The 19,520-nt window shown below is 51.1% G+C and carries 20 protein-coding genes; 15 read left to right on the forward strand and 5 right to left on the reverse strand.

Annotated elements, in window-relative coordinates; all coding sequences use genetic code 11:
- Positions 1-187 precede the first annotated feature (187 nt).
- From AK95_RS00260 to AK95_RS00280, 5 genes are all read right to left on the reverse strand, one after another.
- Positions 188-1,303, reverse strand: a complete 1,116-nt coding sequence (locus AK95_RS00260; RefSeq protein WP_071217896.1) for a GerAB/ArcD/ProY family transporter — start codon at positions 1,301-1,303, stop codon at positions 188-190.
- Positions 1,304-1,372: 69 nt separating this feature from the next.
- On the reverse strand, positions 1,373-1,576 hold the full coding sequence (locus tag AK95_RS00265; protein WP_071217897.1) for a hypothetical protein: 204 nt from the start codon (positions 1,574-1,576) through the stop codon (positions 1,373-1,375).
- Positions 1,577-1,588: 12 nt separating this feature from the next.
- Positions 1,589-2,764 (reverse strand): Ger(x)C family spore germination protein, encoded by a 1,176-nt coding sequence (locus AK95_RS00270; protein WP_071217898.1) that lies wholly within the window; start codon positions 2,762-2,764, stop codon positions 1,589-1,591.
- Complete coding sequence (locus AK95_RS00275) at positions 2,764-4,224, reverse strand: spore germination protein (RefSeq protein WP_071217899.1); 1,461 nt, start codon at positions 4,222-4,224, stop codon at positions 2,764-2,766. Before AK95_RS00275 ends, AK95_RS00270 begins: the two co-directional genes overlap by 1 nt.
- A 210-nt stretch (positions 4,225-4,434) precedes the next feature.
- Positions 4,435-4,962 (reverse strand): DUF2062 domain-containing protein, encoded by a 528-nt coding sequence (locus tag AK95_RS00280; RefSeq protein ID WP_071217900.1) that lies wholly within the window; start codon positions 4,960-4,962, stop codon positions 4,435-4,437.
- 231 nt (positions 4,963-5,193) lie between these two features.
- On the opposite strand from AK95_RS00280, the gene AK95_RS00285 reads away from it, so the two are divergent.
- The 15 genes from AK95_RS00285 to AK95_RS00355 all read left to right on the forward strand — a co-directional run bounded on the left by AK95_RS00285 (position 5,194) and on the right by AK95_RS00355 (position 19,420).
- Positions 5,194-5,562, forward strand: a complete 369-nt coding sequence (locus AK95_RS00285; protein WP_071217901.1) for a PadR family transcriptional regulator — start codon at positions 5,194-5,196, stop codon at positions 5,560-5,562.
- Positions 5,546-6,226, forward strand: coding sequence for a permease prefix domain 1-containing protein (locus tag AK95_RS00290; protein WP_071217902.1), 681 nt, complete (start codon positions 5,546-5,548; stop codon positions 6,224-6,226). The genes AK95_RS00285 and AK95_RS00290 overlap by 17 nt, the downstream gene beginning before the upstream one ends.
- Positions 6,223-6,795, forward strand: coding sequence for a DUF4825 domain-containing protein (locus AK95_RS00295; RefSeq protein WP_071217903.1), 573 nt, complete (start codon positions 6,223-6,225; stop codon positions 6,793-6,795). Before AK95_RS00290 ends, AK95_RS00295 begins: the two co-directional genes overlap by 4 nt.
- A 42-nt stretch (positions 6,796-6,837) precedes the next feature.
- Positions 6,838-8,160, forward strand: coding sequence for an LLM class flavin-dependent oxidoreductase (locus AK95_RS00300; protein ID WP_071217904.1), 1,323 nt, complete (start codon positions 6,838-6,840; stop codon positions 8,158-8,160).
- 166 nt (positions 8,161-8,326) lie between these two features.
- Positions 8,327-9,307: an aldo/keto reductase gene (locus AK95_RS00305; RefSeq protein ID WP_071217905.1), complete on the forward strand. Its 981-nt coding sequence runs from the start codon at positions 8,327-8,329 to the stop codon at positions 9,305-9,307.
- Between the two features lie 77 nt (positions 9,308-9,384).
- A complete protein-coding gene (locus tag AK95_RS00310; RefSeq protein WP_071217906.1) occupies positions 9,385-10,725 on the forward strand; it encodes an LLM class flavin-dependent oxidoreductase in 1,341 nt (446 codons plus the stop codon).
- A 5-nt stretch (positions 10,726-10,730) separates the two neighbouring features.
- Positions 10,731-11,507: an ABC transporter permease gene (locus AK95_RS00315; protein ID WP_071217907.1), complete on the forward strand. Its 777-nt coding sequence runs from the start codon at positions 10,731-10,733 to the stop codon at positions 11,505-11,507.
- 40 nt (positions 11,508-11,547) lie between these two features.
- A complete protein-coding gene (locus tag AK95_RS00320; RefSeq protein WP_071217908.1) occupies positions 11,548-12,561 on the forward strand; it encodes an ABC transporter substrate-binding protein in 1,014 nt (337 codons plus the stop codon).
- Between the two features lie 21 nt (positions 12,562-12,582).
- Positions 12,583-13,356, forward strand: coding sequence for an ABC transporter ATP-binding protein (locus AK95_RS00325; RefSeq protein ID WP_071217909.1), 774 nt, complete (start codon positions 12,583-12,585; stop codon positions 13,354-13,356).
- Between the two features lie 36 nt (positions 13,357-13,392).
- Positions 13,393-14,235 (forward strand): sulfurtransferase, encoded by an 843-nt coding sequence (locus AK95_RS00330; protein WP_071217910.1) that lies wholly within the window; start codon positions 13,393-13,395, stop codon positions 14,233-14,235.
- A 131-nt stretch (positions 14,236-14,366) separates the two neighbouring features.
- Positions 14,367-15,149, forward strand: coding sequence for a helix-turn-helix domain-containing protein (locus AK95_RS00335; protein WP_071217911.1), 783 nt, complete (start codon positions 14,367-14,369; stop codon positions 15,147-15,149).
- 163 nt (positions 15,150-15,312) lie between these two features.
- Positions 15,313-16,209, forward strand: coding sequence for a phytanoyl-CoA dioxygenase family protein (locus AK95_RS00340; RefSeq protein ID WP_071217912.1), 897 nt, complete (start codon positions 15,313-15,315; stop codon positions 16,207-16,209).
- A 201-nt stretch (positions 16,210-16,410) separates the two neighbouring features.
- Positions 16,411-17,259: an AraC family transcriptional regulator gene (locus AK95_RS00345; RefSeq protein ID WP_235612962.1), complete on the forward strand. Its 849-nt coding sequence runs from the start codon at positions 16,411-16,413 to the stop codon at positions 17,257-17,259.
- A gap of 288 nt (positions 17,260-17,547) precedes the next feature.
- Entirely contained in the window at positions 17,548-18,318 is a 771-nt protein-coding gene (gene bglS, locus AK95_RS00350) for a beta-glucanase (RefSeq protein ID WP_071217914.1), read from the forward strand.
- A gap of 223 nt (positions 18,319-18,541) precedes the next feature.
- Complete coding sequence (locus AK95_RS00355) at positions 18,542-19,420, forward strand: AraC family transcriptional regulator (protein WP_071217915.1); 879 nt, start codon at positions 18,542-18,544, stop codon at positions 19,418-19,420.
- Positions 19,421-19,520: the final 100 nt, after the last annotated feature.

Raw genomic sequence — 19,520 nt, forward strand, 5'->3', positions numbered from 1 at the left:
TACTATATAATATGCCAATTGCTTACAATAAAAGAACCTTTTTGTAGGAAGCGCTTTCATAAAATGTTGATTTTTTGACGAGATAAATATGTATATACTTCAAGTAGGTTTGATCGAGAGGCTAAGAGAGCGGCAAATGCAGCTCTCTTATTTCGTTTTCATTAGGATATCGATACAGTTTCAAGATTCAAGCGGGTTTATGATTGGCTTTAGGTTTTTGTTTACGCTTGGGTTTGCGTTTGCGGAACAGGGAGACAATCCAGTAGAAAATAGGGATAAACTCCATAAGAATAAAGAACATCGCCATCCCGAAAGAATTGAAGTCCTGGAGAAAGAGGATCGGATTTTGGGAATATTGAAATGCAATCACGATAGCCGTTCCCCCAATGATGGCAATCAGCGGCCCATCCATTTGCTTCAGATGAAGCAGTTTGGCAAGACATCTTACACTTACATGGATGAGAAAGGCGCTATGGAAAATCATCGAACTGCTCCATAATCCGATGATAAGCGGATCAGAATTGCCAAGAAACCCACTGGCTGCACGCATTAATTCAACAAGTGGATATTGCATCTCCCGCCCTAAATAAGGGCCGAAATTCAGTAAAGCCGAGGCCCATTGGAGCAATATGCCTATAGTTACCAATATCCCTGATGCGGCGAGGTTTCGAAACGATTTCCGATTAAATTGGATATAGGGAGCGAGAAAGAGGAAGACGATCCATTCCGCAAAGAATGATAAACAGAACAAGGCATCCTTAACTGCCGACTCATAATTGTGATGCCTGACCATCGCAATCATCATATCAAAATGGGCTTCCTTGAAGAAAAACATGTTCATGGACACGATCGCAAGGACAATGACGAGAAACAGCCCGTCCGAAATATAAATCATCGTCTCCATGCCCCATCTGGCGGTGATCATAACAACCAGACCCACGATCAGGAGCACGAACCATTGAGGAGACTCCCGCATGTAATTGGTGTCGAAGAATAAGGTGAAGCTTTCGATATCCATTCCTATGTAATTGATCGACCAGAAGAAAACCAAAGCGACGACCGGGATATGAATCCATTTGCTGACAAGTTTACTGCCGAAGTCGATCCAGGGTTTCCGAGTATCCCACAGCGCGAGTTTTACCGTAAACCACAGGAAGATTAAACTCATGGCATAGCCTCCGAGAATCGCAGCCCATCCTAAATAAGCAGAGTTCCATAATAAGGGACTGATCAGAAATCCGGTAGGTATGGCGTTAAGGTAGACAAATCCGAAACGGAACAGCTGCCAGGGAGTATTGCGCATGTTGGGTTCGTACATCCTTTCCGTTATTGATTATAGCCCTCTGTAAAAGTACGCCGATAGGTGTTTACATTATATGTTTTCAAGCCAACCGAACAGCAGCATAATCAGATGGTTGGGGGTCAGCCGCTCGTAAGAATACAAGGCGAATAAATTCCAGACGGTAAACGCAAGAATTAGAAGGAGAACCGTCCATTTTTCACGAGGTGCTTTTGCCTTTTTCTTCGCGAAATACCATTCCACCAAGGAGTATACGAGGAACAGAAGAGCGAGCATGGGCATGCCTCCTTACTTGGGATTCATTTTAAGCACTGACCCGAAGTTTCGAACTTTGATGTCGGTAACCACCTGAATCTCAACTTCATTTTTGTAATAATCGGGCCAGTTGGCACTAACCTCGTGCCAATGATCCGGATAGTTCCAATCGACCAGCATGCCAAGCTGCAGGATGTCTGCTCCCGTTTGTTGCGATGTACGAAGAGCCTTCCTTAAATGTCCGGCGATTTGATCATTGAGCTCACGCTCGATGAGCTCTTTCACCTGAGGGGTATCAAGCTGCTTCTGCTTTTGTTTGTATATGACATCACCCGTTCCGTATAGTTCTACCGTAAATACCGGATGACCCGAATCCATGCGAACGGACTTCTTGGAGCTTGATGTGATGATAAACACGCTTGCTTTCTCGCTATCACTCCATTGAACAGTATACAGAGGACCTTTTACTTCGTTTACTGCCCAACTGACAGCAAGCGACTCCTTCATCGGGAGTGTGGCCACGAGTTTATGATGACGGAAAAGCGCCGTGCCCTGAATGCCTGCCCAGGGTTTCAGTTTCTCTTGCTCAGCCACCATAGGCTTCAAGCCTGCTGACAAATAGTTCAAGGCATAACCCTGATTGGCTGATTCGGCATAGAGGCAGTCCTTTAAGTTTGTTGTGATCATGTTGTGTTGGTCCGCAAAACGGATGAGCACCTCCGAGGGCATCTGCTCAAAGATTGGCGTCAGCTCCGCCACTTTTTTGGCGTCTCCTGGCGCGACCATTAAATAAGTGCTCAGGTTGGTTGTCGGTTCTCGCTGCAGCCAGTCCGTAAGCTCCTCTAATCCCGCCTCGGCGTAGCTTTTACCGACAACAACGACCTTGGTGTGACTGAAGTCAAAACGTCTGGAAAGATCCCGTTGAATCAGGTGCAGGGCATCCTGCACGGTACCGGATGTCTTGGTTACCATCGCATAAGGGTCGCCACCGCCTTTGCCGCCTGCTTGGCTCCCAGACGTGAGCCGATTTGGCAGGGGGGCACTAATCGTAACTTCTACGGTGTCTTCTTGCTGACCTTTATTCACATACATGGCGAATACAAAGGTTTGTTCATTGATTTCAACCTTGGTCATCGTGAAACCGCAACCTGTCAACAGAGTCAGGGGAAGCACTAATTTGAATATGTTAAACAATTTGAGTAGAGGCATTATGGCTTTCTTCTCCTTAAATTGTTGGATGACGCATAGGTCTTAGGCCGTTTCTTCATCAGCATGGATGGCGCCCGCAAGAAGGTATCCTTCCATTCCGATAACACAAGCGGTGCAATGGGCTGTAAATATGGCGTATTAAACGACTTTAGGGAAGCCAAATGCCCATACACAAGGAAGGCAGCCGCAAATACGCCAATGAGGCCGAGTGTCCCCCCGAGAATGAGAATGGGGAACCGCAGGAGGCGGAACGCAAGCCCGAGCTCGAAGTGCGGAATGATGTAAGAAGCAATACCGGTTATGGACACCACGATGACCATCGGGTTGGATACCACACCTGCTTCTACTGCTGCCTGTCCAATGACGATGGCGCCGATAATAGATATGGTCTGCCCGACGGGCTTCGGGATCCGGGTGCCGGCTTCCCGCAACGCTTCGAAGGTCAGCTCCATGATCAGCGCCTCCATTAAAGCGGAGAACGGAATATTTTCTCGCGATGCCGCAAGGGTGATCAGCAGATCGGTTGGTATAATAGATGGTTGAAACGTGGTGATCGCCACATATAACGAAGGCATTAGTAATGAAATAACCGCGAACACGAACCGGACGATCCGAATCCAACTGGAGGAGAAGAAGCTGTGATAATAATCCTCGGAGGATTGCAGCAGGGAAAATAAAGTGACGGGCACGATAAGTGCCGACGGCGTTCCATCCTGCATGATGCCGACCCTGCCTTCAAGCAAAGAAGCGGCTACGGAATCCGGTCGCTCCGTGTATTGGAACTGTGGAAACGGGGATTTCACGCCCTCCTTCATTTGTTCGGACAAGGTGCTGATCCCGAAGGTGCCATCGATGGATATGCTATTCAGCCGACTGTCCACTTGAGCGACAACTTCGGGTTTGCATAAGCCGTCGATATACACCATATATACGGCGGTCTTGGAATAGTCACCAATCTGATAACGCACAGTTTTGAGATCCGTATGCTTGATTTTATGCCGGAGCAGGGATAAATTCGTGCCAATGTCTTCGATAAAGGCTTCCTGCGGCCCGTTCACCACCAGCTCGTTCTGGGATTCCGATACCGCCCGTTTCTGATACAATGCGATGTCGAATAGATAAGCTTCTGCCAACTGCTCCACAACCACTACGGCTGTGCCTTCGACAATCATATTAGCAATATACTCCGCCGAGGAAGAGCGCTGAAATGGAACCGACAGTATATCCCCACGATCCATACGGTCAATGAAGTCGTTAAAATTATGCTGAATCAACGAGGCTTCCTTAATCAGCGGTTTAACGATATGTTCGTGCAAAGTGCTGATATCTACGATGGATTCAATGTAGATGACGGAGCAAGTCGATCCATGGACACGTAAGGATTGATAGATGACGTCCTCGCAATTCGTAAGCCGTTCTTTAACAGGGTCAAGCAGTATGTGCTGCGCCTTCGGTTTCATTTTCGTTCTCCCCTCCTTTGCCGGTACGTAGTAAAGGCTCATCCTTTTTAGAATGCCGTAATATTAGCAACTTATACCGGATTTTCCAGAGAAACCGGTCAGGGACTGAAGAAGAGTTGAGATCCGGCAGGGACAGAACAACTTAATTCTGAAAAATAAAAAAGCGCCTGGGATGAGGGTTCCAGGCGCTTTTCAATGTGAGTTTTTTAATTAAGACTTCGATTTACCTCTTCGAACGGATTTTTTGATTTTGTGAAGCAAGGGTCTGCGGTAAAAGGAGAGCAAGATGCGCAGTAAAATATAGAGGATCAATGTAGAGAGGATGCTATTGATGAGGGCACCGACAAGAAAGTTGACGCCCATATCGCCTAATCTGCCAAAATGGTTCGTCTCAATCCTATAATCCGTCTCAGGGACAGGTACCGAGAGAGCATCTTCGATTTCAAAGGTTTTGGGAAATGTGGTGAACAGATGCACAAATACTCCGATTCTATAGTTTAAATAGAACAGGATCGGCCACAAGACGGAGCCTGCCGAAGCTGCAAGGAAGGCGGAAGGGATGTTAGCCCGAACCATGCGAGCGAGCAGCGGAGCCAGTAGCAGATCAATGCCGAAGGTTGGATACCAGCAAGGGAAGAAGCCAACGGCAAAACCGAGCGCAATTCGATGATCGCTATTTTGCATGCGGAGAGTCCGGAGAATATAGTATTTCAGTCGTCGAATGTATTTATGAAGCAAAACCGTCTCCTCCTGCAAGTACTAAAAACAATAATGAAGCGATTGGAACCCCATATCGAATCGTAGGGATTCTATTTATAGTAGTAAGAACTTTCAAGAATTATATAGCAGTGCTTGTAAAGCGTCAATCGATGAAAGAAGAAAATGATGTGCGTGAAGTATTACTTTGACATGCATAGTAATATGCGTTATATTATTCCCATTCCTATTCTGTTAAGGAGGTCCGGGGATTTGATTGAATCCTTACATAACAGCGATTTGATACGTGGAAATATTGATACCTTTATTTTGCGTGTGTTATCGGACGGAGATAATTACGGTTATCAGATCATTAAAGAAATCTCGCTGCGAAGCGGGAATCGATTTGAGCTGAAGGAGCCTACATTGTATTCCAGTCTGAGAAGGTTAGAGAAACAGGGACTGATCCTATCCTATTGGGGCGAAGAAACCCAGGGCGGAAGGCGCAAATATTACACCCTCAGCCAGGAGGGACAGGGGCGCTTGCGGCACAATCAGGAGGAGTGGAAGGCTGCGCGCGAGATTATTGATGTTCTGATCGGAAACGGAAAGGAGCTGACAGACAATGACCAACAGGCATGACTTAGAGATCTTTGTGGACCGCCTATTTGCGAATCAACGCAAAACCAAGGAAGTGGTAGAGCTGAAGAATGAGGTTCTCAGTAATTTGGAGGCTCGGGTTACGGATTATATGGAGAATGGGATGGAATATCAATCGGCCATCAGTCTGGCCATCGATAACATCGAAGATATTGAAGCCCTCATTGACGATAATCAAAAAGTTTACAGCTACCGTTTCCGCTATGAACTGGTTCAGAGCGCGCTTATTTATTCCTTGCTGGCGTGGATCGTCACGATCCCGGCCCGATTTTTGCCAAGCGGTATAGGGGTGAACACCCTTCTGCTATGTCTCGTTGTCTTATCCGGTGCGGTGTATCTTTCCATGTCACGGCATCTGAAACGGTATGAGAAGCAGACAGCTGTGATCAACGCAGGCAAATTGGCCAAATGGAGCAAAGGGGCATGGTGGCTGTGGTCGATATTTATCGTAGTTGTATCGATGTACTCCTTCCTGATTCAATATGGCAGCGATCTATGGTTTGGGCGAGAATTGCGGATCGATGGGCCCTATTCGTTCTACGTGACCGTCATGCGATATGCCATCCCGATGACGTCGGTCATCATTCCGCTGCTTGTCCAAAAAGCTTGTAAATTAACTCTTCAACTTGAGGTGAATGAACCATGAGCAAAAAAAATGGGTTGATCGTTATACTGCTGCTTATCGGCGTAGTGGGTATGGCTGCACTGGAGGGTTTCATCAAGCCCAAGGCAGACGAACAGGCCGTTCAATATGAAGCGGAGCAGAATGATCCGTTGACGCATGATATCCGGAATTCGTTAAGCTTTGCGAGCCCGTATATGGGGAATGCCGGGAACCTGATCAATTTGAATGCATCGCTTCCCATGCGTGACATCGAACGTACATTTCAGCTGTACCCGGAGGAATTGACGGCCGAGATCCGATTCCAGGCCAGGGCCGGCGATCTGCAAGAGGAAAAGCTGAAGCAGCTGCTGGTCTATAATTCCACTGCTAATTTTGCCATGATTGATAATTTGGAGAAACTGATATTCGCCTTTGATGACCAAACCTTCACCATTAGGCGGGATGAGGTGGAGTCGTGGTTTGGCAATCAGGTCACACTTGCTTCACTACGGGATGCCGGGACATGGGAGAAGGAGGTTCAATCCCGTCTTGATGATATGAAGTTTGTCGGTGATTACGTAGAGAACCTGGTTGAGCGTAAGTTTCTGTAGAGGTGAAGCTTTAGAAGAGATAAAGCGAAGGGGAGTATAGAGATGGGTGCGGAGCGACGCCAATTAAGTCTGGGTGCTTTTCTAATGAATTATGGCCATCATATTGCCGCTTGGCGGCATCCTGGTTCGGCGGGGGTCGGAGCCGTGGATTACGATTTCTATAGGCGCTGCGCTCAAGCAGCCGAACGCGGGAAATTCGATATGGTATTCCTTGCGGACAACAACTCGATTCCGTTGATCGAGGATTTGCGGACGAATGTCAGCTTTCTTCAGCCTGAAGCGCTGACCATGCTCAGCAGTCTGGCCGGCGTCACGGAGTATGTTGGATTAGCCGGCACGGCATCTACCACATTCAACGAGCCCTACGCATTGGCAAGGCGCCTGTCCACGCTGGATCATATCAGTGGCGGCAGAGCCGCGTGGAATGTGGTGACCTCCACGAAGGATGCCGAGGCGCGCAATTTCGGCTCGGTGGAATTAATGGAGCATGGAAAGCGATATGAACGGGCGGAGGAGTTTCTGCGGGCTGTGATGGCATGTTGGGACAGCTGGGAGGACGATGCCCTTGTGTTGGATCGGCAGAGAGCTGTTTTTGCGGATACCACCCGGATTCATCGGGTTCATCATGAAGGAGCATTTTTCAGGGTGGAAGGCCCATTGAACATGCCCAGATCTCCGCAAGGCAGGCCCGTTATCATTGAAGCTGGAACCTCGGCAGCGGGAAGGAGGCTGGCCGCCCAAACAGCCGATGTTGTGTTCACGGCCTGTGAGAGTAAAGAAGATGCGATAAGGTATTACCGCGAGTTTAAGGAGTTGCTTAAGGAGTATGGACGGGAAGGGGGAGAGGTGAAGGTTCTCCCGGGATTGCTGATCTTCCTCGGAGAGAGCGAAGCCGAGGCTTTGGCGTATCACCGGGCATTCAGCGAGCTGATCTTGCCAGAAGCAGGGGTAAAATATCTATCTCAATTGCTGAATGCGGATTTGACTGAATATCCGGTAGACGGTCCGCTACCTGATCTGCCGAGGGAAGGGAACAGCAGCCGGGCGATTATGATTATGGATATGGCCGCGAAATCAGGCATGAGCATTCTGGAGCTTGGCAGGCATTACGCGGTCGCCAGAGGTCATATGACGATGATCGGAACCCCGCAGCAGATTGCCGATCGGATCGAGGATTGGTTTCGAAGCGGGGCTTGCGACGGATTCAACATTATGGCCCCTTTGCTTCCGAGTGGTCTCGAACAGTTTGTGGATAGCGTAGTGCCGCTGCTCCAGCAGCGCGGACTGTTTCGCGAGGACTATACAGGCAGAACGTTACGGGACCACCTTGGTCTCAACCGGCCGGAAACCCAACATGAAAAATAATTGACGACAAAATTAGACGGTGCTATAATCCTACTTAACATATTGGAAAAAATAGGATTTATGCATATTCTACCGGACAGCCGGAGATGCATCCTTGGATCAACTAGTGATCCGAGGTGTGTCTTCGGCTGTCTTTTTTATGAATCTTATGAGGAGGCTGCAATGTATGAAGTATAGACCACTGGGCAGAGCGGGAGTTCAAGTGTCGGAGGTGAGTCTCGGGACCATGGCTTTCGGGCGTTGGATCGATGAGAGGGCTTCGGCCGCTGTATTGGATGTGGCGCTTGCTTCTGGAATCAATCTGATCGACACGGCTGACGTATACGGCACGGGTATGGATAACGGGAACGTAAATCAGCTTGGGGAGTCGGAAGAAATTCTGGGAAGGCTGCTGAAGGAGCGAAGACAGGGCATTCTCCTGGCTACGAAGCTGCATAACCGGACCGGGCCCGGCATCAATGACCAAGGCCAAAGCCGTTATCATATTTATCGCGCGCTGGAGAACAGCCTTGTCCGGCTCCAAACGGAGTATATCGATCTTTATCAAGTGCACCGGTTTGATGAGCTTACCCCGCTGGAAGAGACGCTGGAGGCGCTCACGGATCTTGTGCGACAAGGCAAGGTCCGCTATATCGGCTGCTCGAACTACGCTGCCTGGCAGCTGGCCAAAGCTCATGGCATTAGTGCGCTCCATGGTCTTCGCAGGTTCGAAAGCGTACAGCCGGAATACAGTCTCATTACAAGAGATATTGAACGTGAATTAATTCCCTTTGCCCAGTCCGAGCACGTTGGGGTTATCGTGTACAGCCCTCTGGGTCGGGGCATATTGTCAGGGAAGTACCGGGCGGGGGAAGCTCCCCCATCGGACTCGCGCCTTGCTGCAGGCGAACAGAGACTGCAATTGCTGCTGAACCAGCGGCATGCGCTTTCCATTGTAGAAGCGATCCGGCCGCTGGCCGAGCAGCGGGAATGGACGCTTCCGCAGTTCGCCCTGAACTGGGTGCTTAGCCGCCCGGGCATCACGTCAGCCATTGTCGGAGCATCCAGGCCGGAGCACATTGCAGATACCTTGGAATACTCGGATGAGCGGCTGACAGAAGAAGAACTGAAGGAAATTGATCGTTTATCGGAGGAAATCCGTGGATAAAGCAGATATAGCGAGATACCTATACGGCACGATAATGATCAATCGTAACCAATATGGATCAGGAAGGTGACACAACTATGAGTTCAAAACGTCGTCAATTGCATCTTGGATTGTTTTTATTCGGGACAGGCTATCATCCCGCGGGCTGGAGACTGCCCGAAGGCAAAACGGACGGGGCTTACGATCCCCAGTTCCTGAAGGAAGTCGCCCGGAAGCTTGAAAAGGCCAAGTTCGATTTCTTCTTCCTGGGGGACCGATTGGCCACGAGCGCGGACATGCAGTATTTATTCCCCTCCCAAATGACGCGGCTGGAGCCGTTTACGATGCTGTCCTATCTGGCGGCGGCAACGGAAAAAATCGGTTTGATCGGCACGGTGAACACCACCTATGCCGAGCCTTACAACATCGCACGCTTCACGGCATCACTGGATCATCTTAGCCAGGGCCGTGCCTCATGGAATGTTGTGACGGGCTCCGATCCGCGGGCAGCGCTGAATTTCAGCCGGGAGAAGCATTGGGATAACGCCAAGCGGTACGACTACGCCGAGGAATTCATCGAAATTGTCAGCGGGCTGTGGGACACCTGGGAGGACGACTCCCTACCGCGGGATAAAGCAAGCGGCGTATTCGCCGACGGAAGCAAGGTGCACGCTCTGGATCATGTCGGCGAGCACTTCTCCGTTGCGGGTCCGCTGAACATTCTGCGCCCGATACAGGGGCAGCTTCCGTTGATCACGGCTGGAACCTCCCTGCGCAGCCAAATGCTGGCGGCCAAATATTCCGACATGGTCTTCACCGGAATGAATGTGAAGGAAGTTGCCGTCAAATTTTACAAGGGTGTGAAAGGCCGACTGCCGGAGTATGGAAGGGCAGTTTCGGATTTGAAAGTTCTGCCGGGGCTGGTTCCGATCGTGGGCCGGACGGAGGAAGAAGCACGGGCCAAATATACGGAGCTGAATGAACTGGTTGTGACCGATTACGATCTGGGTCCGCTTTCGGATAAGATCGGGATCGATCTAAGAGGATTCTCACTGGAGGATCCTCTGCCGGATGTATCGGCTTCGGAAACGGCCTTACACTGGGCCGACTTGGCCAGAGCGGCCAACGGGCGCGAGGATATTACGATCAGGGATCTGTTTTATTTCTTTACCGTCACGGTCCGCGGGCATCTGCTTGTTGTCGGCAGTGCGCAGCAGGTGGCGGATATCATCGAGGAATGGTTCCGGGATGAAGCGGCCGATGGATTCAATGTGTGCCCGCCTTATATGCCGGGTGGACTGGATCTGTTCCTGGAGCTGGTGGTACCCGAGCTTCAGCGTCGTGGCTTATTCCGCATCGAATATGAAGGCAGCACCTTCCGGGAGCACTTGGGACTAAGCCGCCCGGGGAACCGATATGATCTGATTGCGAAGGGGTGAGCCTGATGGGAACGAGGCATGCCAGGAAATACCGCGGTATCTGGGCGGGGCAGGCGGCTTTGCTGCTGATCATATTGGGGATTTGCGAGCTTCTGGTTCGCACGGAGATCGTCAGCAGCCTGTATCTGCCTGCGCCTTCCCAGGTATTCCGTGAGCTGTTCAAACTGTTCGGTGACGGGGAGATTTGGAAGCACCTGTACGTGACGCTGGCCGAATTCGTTGCGGGCTACGGCATTGCCGCCATTGGCGGTTTGGCCGTCGGCATGGCTCTGGTGCTGATCCCTTGGGCGGAGCAGTTCTTCCGGCCGTATCTTTCGGCGCTGATGGCGATTCCGAAGGTTACGATCGTGCCGCTGCTTGCGCTCTGGCTCGGGATCGGAGTTACGCATAAAATATCGATTGTATTCCTGTTCTGTTTCTTTACGATCACGGTCAATACGATGACTGGGATCAAACAGACGGCGGATAATCACCTGAAGGTCGCCCAAGTGTTCGAAGCCACGCGGTATCAGACCATCATGAAGGTGATTTTGCCATCGGCTGCGCCGACCATTTTTGCGGGTCTTCGTTTATCGGCTGCAACCGGACTGGTTGGGGCTCTGTTCGGGGAGATGCTGGCGTCGAAGGATGGCCTTGGCAATATACTCGTGAAGGCGACATCGCTGTATAATACCGCGCAGGCCTTTGCCATTGTAGCGCTGGTTACCGTCGTATCCGTACTTATTATTTCATTGATCGATTTGTTGGAACGCAATGTGTTTTTGAAATGGAAATCATCATAATCCATCAGAAAGAGCGTCACATACAAGGGGAGAGATTCATATGTACAGAAGAAAAATACGTCCATACATCATAGCGCTTGCGGCGTTATGGTTAATCGCCATAACGGCCGGCTGCGCAAGCGGCACGGATAGCGGCAAGGGAGCAACCCCCACAGAGGCCGGAGAAAGCGCTGCGGGAACCAAGCTGGAGAAGATCCGTTACGCGCCGCTTAGCGGCGTTAGCGGATTGGCGGTGTCCTTCGGGGCGGAGAAGGGATTCTTTGAGGAGGAAGGACTCGACGTCGAGTTCATTACCACCAAGGACCCGATAGCCGGTCTGACCAGCAAGGACATTGACGTGGTTGACGTAGCCACGACGACAGCGATTGTGGCAGCGGGCAAGGGTGCTCCCGTCAAAATCGTCTCCTCCATGTTCCGGACCAAAGGACCGTTCTACCTGATTGCCTCGCCGGAGATCAAGACGGTGGAAGGCCTGAAGGGCAAGAAGGTGGGCATCGCCGTGTTTGGCAGCGGGCTGGAGGTGTATGCACGAGTCATTCTGAAGGAGCATGGCTTGAAGCCGGAGGATGTAACCTTCATTGCTAACAGCACGCATCAGGCGGCTTATGCGAGTTTGGAAACCGGACAGGTTGACGCCACCATCATCCATGAGCCGTTCGCTTCTCTCGCGGAGAAGCAGGGAAAAGGCCATATCATCGCTACAGGTTGGGATTATCTGCCGACCTTCCACACCGGAGTACTGGCGGCGCGTGACGGCATATTGAACGAGAAACCGGAATTGGTCGAGAAGCTGCTGCGGGCCTATTTTAAATCGCAGGAATATGCGAAGAGCCATCCTGACGAGTATAAGGCGTACTATCTGAACCATATCGAGATTGATCCCGAGGTGCTGGATCTGGCGCTGGAACGTGAAGAGGTGCTGTGGGAGAACAACCCGGACGTGGACATCAGCGCGCTGAACGATACTCAGCAGATTCAGAAGGAGTTAGGCTTCCAGGATGAGATTTACAAGGTGGAGGACATTCTGGACCTGAGGTTTATTCCGAAAAAATAAAGTGTGGCAGGAGGCGTTCATATGTCCGGATTTACGGTGGAAAATGTCTCAAAGGTCTATGACGGTGATCTTCCTACGATCTCGCTTCAACATATTAACTTGCAGGTCCGTGATGGCGAATTCCTGTGCATCCTCGGGCCGAGCGGCTGCGGGAAAAGCACGCTGCTCGAGCTGCTGGCGGGGTTGCAGCTTCCGACGGAGGGAGAAATTTTGCTGGATGGCGCGAAGGTTCAAGGACCCACGCGGAGCTCAGGTGTCGTATTCCAGGATGCATCCCTGTATCCGTGGCGTACCATCTCGCAGAATGTCGGCCTTGGGCTGGAGCTCGCCGGCATGAAAAAAGCGGAGCGGCAAACGCTCGTAGACAAATATTTGAACATGGTCGGTCTGCAGGGATTCGGTTCCAAGTATCCCCATCATCTGTCGGGAGGCATGCGGCAGCGGGCAGGGATCGCTAGGGCGCTTGTAAGCAGCCCCAACATCCTCCTGATGGACGAGCCTTTCGGCTCGGTGGACCATTTGACCCGGCTTCAGCTCCAGCAGGATCTGCTCCGCATATGGCAGGAGGAGAAGAAGACGGTGGTGTTTGTGACCCACGACGTATCCGAAGCCGTTTTTCTTGCAGACCGGGTCGTCCTGCTATCCCCGCGTCCCGGGCGCATTCACCACATTTTCGACATTCCCCATGAGCGTCCGCGCAAGCGGGAGGATGTCGGTCTCCTGAAGATTCAGAACGACATCTACTCTGCGATCTATGACGTAAAGACAGAAGAGGATTTGGAGTTTACGATTTAAAAACAGCCGCTGGAAATCAGAAGGGATGTGGAGCTATTGTCAAATCTCGTAAGCAAGGAATGGGTGCTGAAGCAGCTGGAGTCGAACCCGGATCAGCTGGTTATCGCGGATGTCCGATTCAGCCCGGGCAATGAGGGATACGGCCTCGAGGCTTATCAGCGTGAACATGTGCCCGGGGCTGTATTCATTGATTTGAAAAAGGATCTGATGGATCCGCCAGGTGAGCATGGCGGCCGGAGTCCGCTGCCGCAACCGGATGAGCTGGCCAGGCGACTCGGCAATCTCGGAATCGATACAAATACGCCTGTCGTTGTCTATGACGATGACCTCCGCCCGGAAGGAGCGCGGTTATGGTGGATTTTGAAATACCTGGGCCACGGTTCGGCCTTTATATTGGATGGAGGTTTCGCAGGCTGGAAGTCAGCCGGATATCCGCTTATCTCGGGGAAAATCGAGGTGACGCCGCGCTCTTTCCAGGCAAGCGTGCAGGAGGATTGGCTGGCTGATGTGAACGAGGTAAGGGTGAAGCTTGGCGCAATTGGCGTGACCCTGCTCGATTCAAGGGACTGGAAGCAGTTCACGGGAGAAACGGCGCCGCTGGATCCGGTAGCAGGACATATTCCGGGGGCGGTGCACGCCTATTGGAAGGATGGGGTTGATGAAGACGGGACGCTGAAGGGAGCTGAGCGGCAGCGGGAGCGTTTTGCGGGAATAGATCCAGATCATGAAGTGATTGTGTACTGCGGCTCCGGGCTGTCCGCGTGCCCGAACGTGCTGGCTTTGCGAGAAGCGGGATACCGCAATGTGAAGCTGTATGCAGGCAGCTGGAGCGACTGGATCAGCTATAAGGAGAATGAGATTGCAGCAGGTGAAGCTTGATCATGCTGAGTTTACCTGAGTCAAGGTACATCTCGCAGATTTCCCCCGACTTGACGTAAGGTTTATCGACGGTATAGTTGAAATCATAATCGTTCGAAAATCACATGCGGCAAGGGGGAACACCGACCTTGATGATGGAATGTAAAAGTTTTATTGGCGCGCATGATGAACATTGGGAAGACGACGGCTTGAGGAGCCATCAGGAACTGGAGATCACGCTGATCATGGAAGGAAGCGGCCGCTTTTGCGCGCACGGCAGGGAAGCGAGAGTGGAGCCCGGAAACGTGGTTCTCATACCGTCTGAAGTGCCCCATTCGTTCCACGCTTTGTCTCCCATACGATTCGGCGTGCTCTTGGTCGACGGCATTCCGCCCGAGGTGAGAGAGCTGTTCGACAGGCTCATTCAGGATGACCGCACTCGTATTATTGCCTTATCCCATCTGGATCGGGACCGTTATGAACGGTTGTTTCGCGAATGGCTGAGAATCCATTCGTCCCCGTTGAAAGACCCGCTTCGGAATTATCTGGTTTGGGTGGAACTGTTGCTATTATTTCTGAGCGAACACTCCCATTCCGATCATCAAGCGTTGTCCATCTCGTTTATCGGCGACTTCATTCGTCAGCATATCCGGGATCCAATGCATGTCTCTACCCTGGCGGAGATGGCGGGACTGTCCGAGGACGGGTTTCGCAAGCAGTTTGCCAAAATATACGGCATGACTCCGAAGCAGTACCAGCAGCAATGCCGGCTTGCGGAAGCGAAATGGCTCCTAAGCTCCTCCGATAAAGACCTCCAGACGCTTGCTGAATCGGTCGGCTTCTCCCAGCTTCACTCGTTCTCGCTCTGGTTCAAAAAAATGGAGGGCTGCCCCCCATCGGAGTGGAGAAACCGGCAGCGCTTATATCATCACTGATTCGCTAACGATACACCTACCGCAAAGGCAGACGGGTTATGCGTAAATTTGGTTCGGTTTTCAGTAACGACTTCCTCTTCCGGATCCTCTAGGATAAGGATACTTGAAGCGTGAATGTTTTCGCTTCAGGTTGATCCTGACGGACAAGAAGGGGAGGTTCGCTATGAAGGTGACCATCGGACAACGGGAATTGGAGTGGGGTGGCAAATATCTCACGGAATTAAGAGACTGCAATGACATTCTGGAGGAACCGGGAGCGCTGCGAAATCGGCTGCAGGAGGATGGATATCTCCTGATTCGCGGATTCCATAAGCGGGATCAGGTCTTGAACGCAAGAATGGAGTTTTTGCGTAAGCTGGAGGCCATGGGCAGGCTGGATCCCCATGCCCTTGTCGAAGACGGCGTCATCGGAGCGGAGAATAAGAGCGGAATGTGGGGCGGCGGTACCGAGCAGTCGCAGCCCGACTTCCCTCAGTTTTTGGACGTTGTCAATTCGCCGGCGGTGCTGGACTTTTTTGGACGATTGCTGGGCGGACCCGCGATGACATACGACTATAAGTGGCCGCGCGCTGTCGCCCACGGAGGCAATACCGGCGCTCATTACGATGTTGTGTATATGGGCAGAGGCACGAAGAATCTGTACACCATGTGGACGCCGTTTGGGGACATCCCTCTTGAAATGGGAACGTTGGCGATGTGCCTAGGCTCCCAGCATTTTACGAAAATCAAGCAGACCTACGGGGAAATGGACGTTGATCGTGACAATATCGCTACGGGCTGGTTCTCCGAGGATCCCGTCGAGATTGTGGAACGTTACGGCGGGCAATGGGCGACGACCGCTTTTGAAGCCGGCGACGCCATTATATTCGGAATGTATATGATGCACACTTCGCTGAATAACAGCACCAACCGTTACCGTATCAGCGCGGATACCCGCTATCAGCTTGCATCCGAACCGGTGGATGAGCGATGGATCGGCCGCAAACCCAAAGGGCATTATGCTTGGGGACGCACACCCCAGAAGTCAGTTGCTGAAGCGCGCAAGGAATGGGGAGTATAAGCGATCGAATGGCTTAAACTCGGATTGCGAGTGGAGTACAACGCAAAAAAGAACGCAAAGCTCGTCGACCAGATCACTGGAGGCATGGCCATGAAGCCGTGCCTCTTTGTTGTTTTTATGCGGTGAAGGCAGGCGTATCATGCCAGGGTTCCAAGGTAGCAGGAAACATTTTTTGTGAGGGAGGGATATCGTGTGAAGGAAATGGTCTTCGAATATGCCGATATGAAGTACTCCATACCTTCGGATATGGAAAAAGGGGGTGGAATCTGGATTCTGCGTACAGGCCGGAACCGGGTCAAACCCCACTATTTCGTAGGCCCTAAAGTATCCGAAAATTATGCGCTGCATTTTGTTCTGAACGGAATGGTTTCACTGGCTTACGGGGACGAGGAGGTTACGCTGTCGGCAGGGGATGTCTTTTGCCTGTTTCCTCATACGAGGTACAGCTACTGGGAGCCGAACGGCCATCTCGAACCGGCGCTGCGCATGCAGTGGGTCGTTTTGGATGGAGGATTGACCGACATGGCTTTGAGCCGGATCGGGCTGCATGCGTGCAAGCCATATGTGCGTAACGCGATGAAGGGTGAGCTGCAGGCGGTGCTGGATCAAATGAACAGGTGCGTTGACAACGAAACCGTCGGAAACGAGTTTGCACGACAGAAATGGTTATACCGTCTGTTTGAGCTGCTGGCGGGTGCCGCGGTCCAAAAAGGGAGTAAATCGAACTGGCTTGAGCAAAGCGTCCATTATATGGATTCCCATTACATGGAGGGGATCACTGTTACGGATGTGGTCGAGCATGCCGGCGTACACCGGACGCATCTGTACTGTGAATTCATTCGAATGTACGGCATCAGTCCAAGCCATTATCTCATGAAGCTGCGGATGGAGCGGGCAGCGGTGCTGCTGACTGAAACCGATGTATCCGTCACGGAGGCGGCTTTTTCGCTGGGATACTCCAACCTCCACACGTTCTCGAGAGCATTTGCTAAATATCACCACGTGTCGCCTACCTCGTATCGGCAGCAGCATGTGCCGGTTCCGATTTAGTAGTACATAGGAGAGGATATGCATAACAAGACTGTAACAGGGAGAAGCAAAACCCTGCTGCAGTCTTTTCGCTTGGAAAGGCAGCAAGTGCCGTTAAATAGTGTCGTTTTATCCTTAAAATGGCTGAGATTTCCAAAATATTTGTGTGTACGATAGAATTGATCCACCATTCCCGGTGGTTATTACATCCATTTGATGGAGGGAGGTCTTAAAGAGATCAGAGATTACGGAGGCACGAATTTTCTTGCTTGCATTCACTCACTACATTTCAAGAAAGAGGTGTTGTTCATGAAAAAGCTAAGTGTGTTCAGAAAGAAAATGACGACTGTACTTATGGCTGGCAGCTTGTTGTGCGGATTGTTGGTACCGATTCAAGCGTCGGCTGCCGACGTTGCATTTAATGAGCCGCTGAATGGCACAAACCCTAATCTGTTCTACACTTCCGATGGATGGGCGAATGGTCCGGATTTCGGGGTGGGCTGGAGGGCGGCAAACCAGGAGTTCTCAAACGGAATTATGGCTTTACGACTGGACAATGCGGGATGTCCTGCGAGCTGCTCGGGCAAATCCTATGCTTCCGGTGAATATGCGACACATCTAAAGTACGGCTACGGCCGTGTTGAAGCGCGGATTAAAGCGGCCAAGGGAACGGGCTTGGTTACGAGCCTTTTTACGTATTCCGGTCAAGCCACAGGCACGTCCAATGACGAAATTGATATTGAAATCCTGGGGAAAGACACCACGAAGATGGAAACAAATTATTTTACCAATGGCGTAGGTCAGCACAGCACCATCATCAATTTAGGGTTTGATGCGTCGCTCGATTTCCATAACTATGCGTTCGAATGGTCGCCATCATCCATCAAGTGGTATGTAGACGGCCAACTGGTCCACACGGAGAATGGCTCACGCGGGGCGCTACCGACTAGTCCGGGCCATATCATGGTTAACCTATGGTCGGGATCGGGACCGGCCGAGATATGGACCGGGAAGTTCAATTACCCGGGTTCGCCGGTCCGTGCGTACTATGACTGGATCAAATTCACGCCGGCCAACTAGTTTATCAGGTATTCAGCAGGATTTGATCAGGTATGTTGAAGTTTCCTTGATCAGCATCCACTTATTGTTCTGGAATCATCGCACCAACAAGCTGCCCCAGGTCAGAAATGACATTTGGGGCAGCTTTTTATTTACAACTATGGAACATAGATGATAGAGTTTTTCACAAGAAATGTATGGATGCAACGCTTACAAAAAAATATCGGTTATGGAGGGATTTATCATGCCATCGATCATGCGGGAAGAAGCGATACCGAAGGAAAAAGTAATATTAGCCAAGAATTATCCGGTTTTTGTCGCCGATACGATTGGCGTGACCAGCCCCTATCAAAAGCTTCATTGGCACAACGTGCTGGAGATAAATTACATTAAATCCGGTACGGGTTACTACATCATCAATGGGCAAAAATATGAATTCCAGCAAGGGGATGTACTGCTCATCAACTCGAATGATCTTCATTGCGCTTACGAAACGAAGGATCTTGTCATGACCGTCATTTCATTCGATTCGACTTGGTTTATCCATAACCTCCGGTTCGATCCGGAGCTGTTCAGCCCGTTCCGCGAGATGGGCAAGCATTACATGAACCTGATCCCCCGCGACCACCCGGCGATGGATAAGCTGCGTTCGCTGCTGTTTGAGCTGCAGAAGGAGCATGTGGGGGAACAGCGGTCTTACGCTACGGTAGTTTACTCCCTTCTGCTTCAATTTTTGGCCACTGTAAACCGGGAGTGCCGGATCGAAGGGGAGGGCGGGAGCGAACCCAGCATCAGCGAACGGCAGCTGGAGAAAATGCGTCAAGTCATCATGGTGATGGAGCAAAATTTTGCCCACCCCTGGACGCTGGAGGAATTGGCTTCTTTGGTCTATCTCAGTCCTTCCAGGTTCAGCGAAATATTCAAGCGTGCGGTCGGAATGCCGCCGCTCTTGTACCTGATCCACATTCGGCTGGAGCAGGCGGTCACGATGCTGGAAGGAGGCCATATGAAAGTGATGGACGTCGCCCTGGAATGCGGATTCCGTACGCTGACCAACTTTAATCGGCTGTTCAAAAAGCACATCGGCATGACGCCGAAGGCTTCACAAAAGCAACATTCCTAAAAACCAGTGAAATAGTGCTGGTTTTTGCTTGTTTTAGCAGAGAAATGTGCCTGGTCAGGCGATACAATAAAGTGGCAAGCATCTCAAGAATATGTCAATA

Source organism: Paenibacillus sp. LC231 (assembly GCF_001860525.1).
GTDB lineage: Bacteria > Bacillota > Bacilli > Paenibacillales > Paenibacillaceae > Paenibacillus_AQ.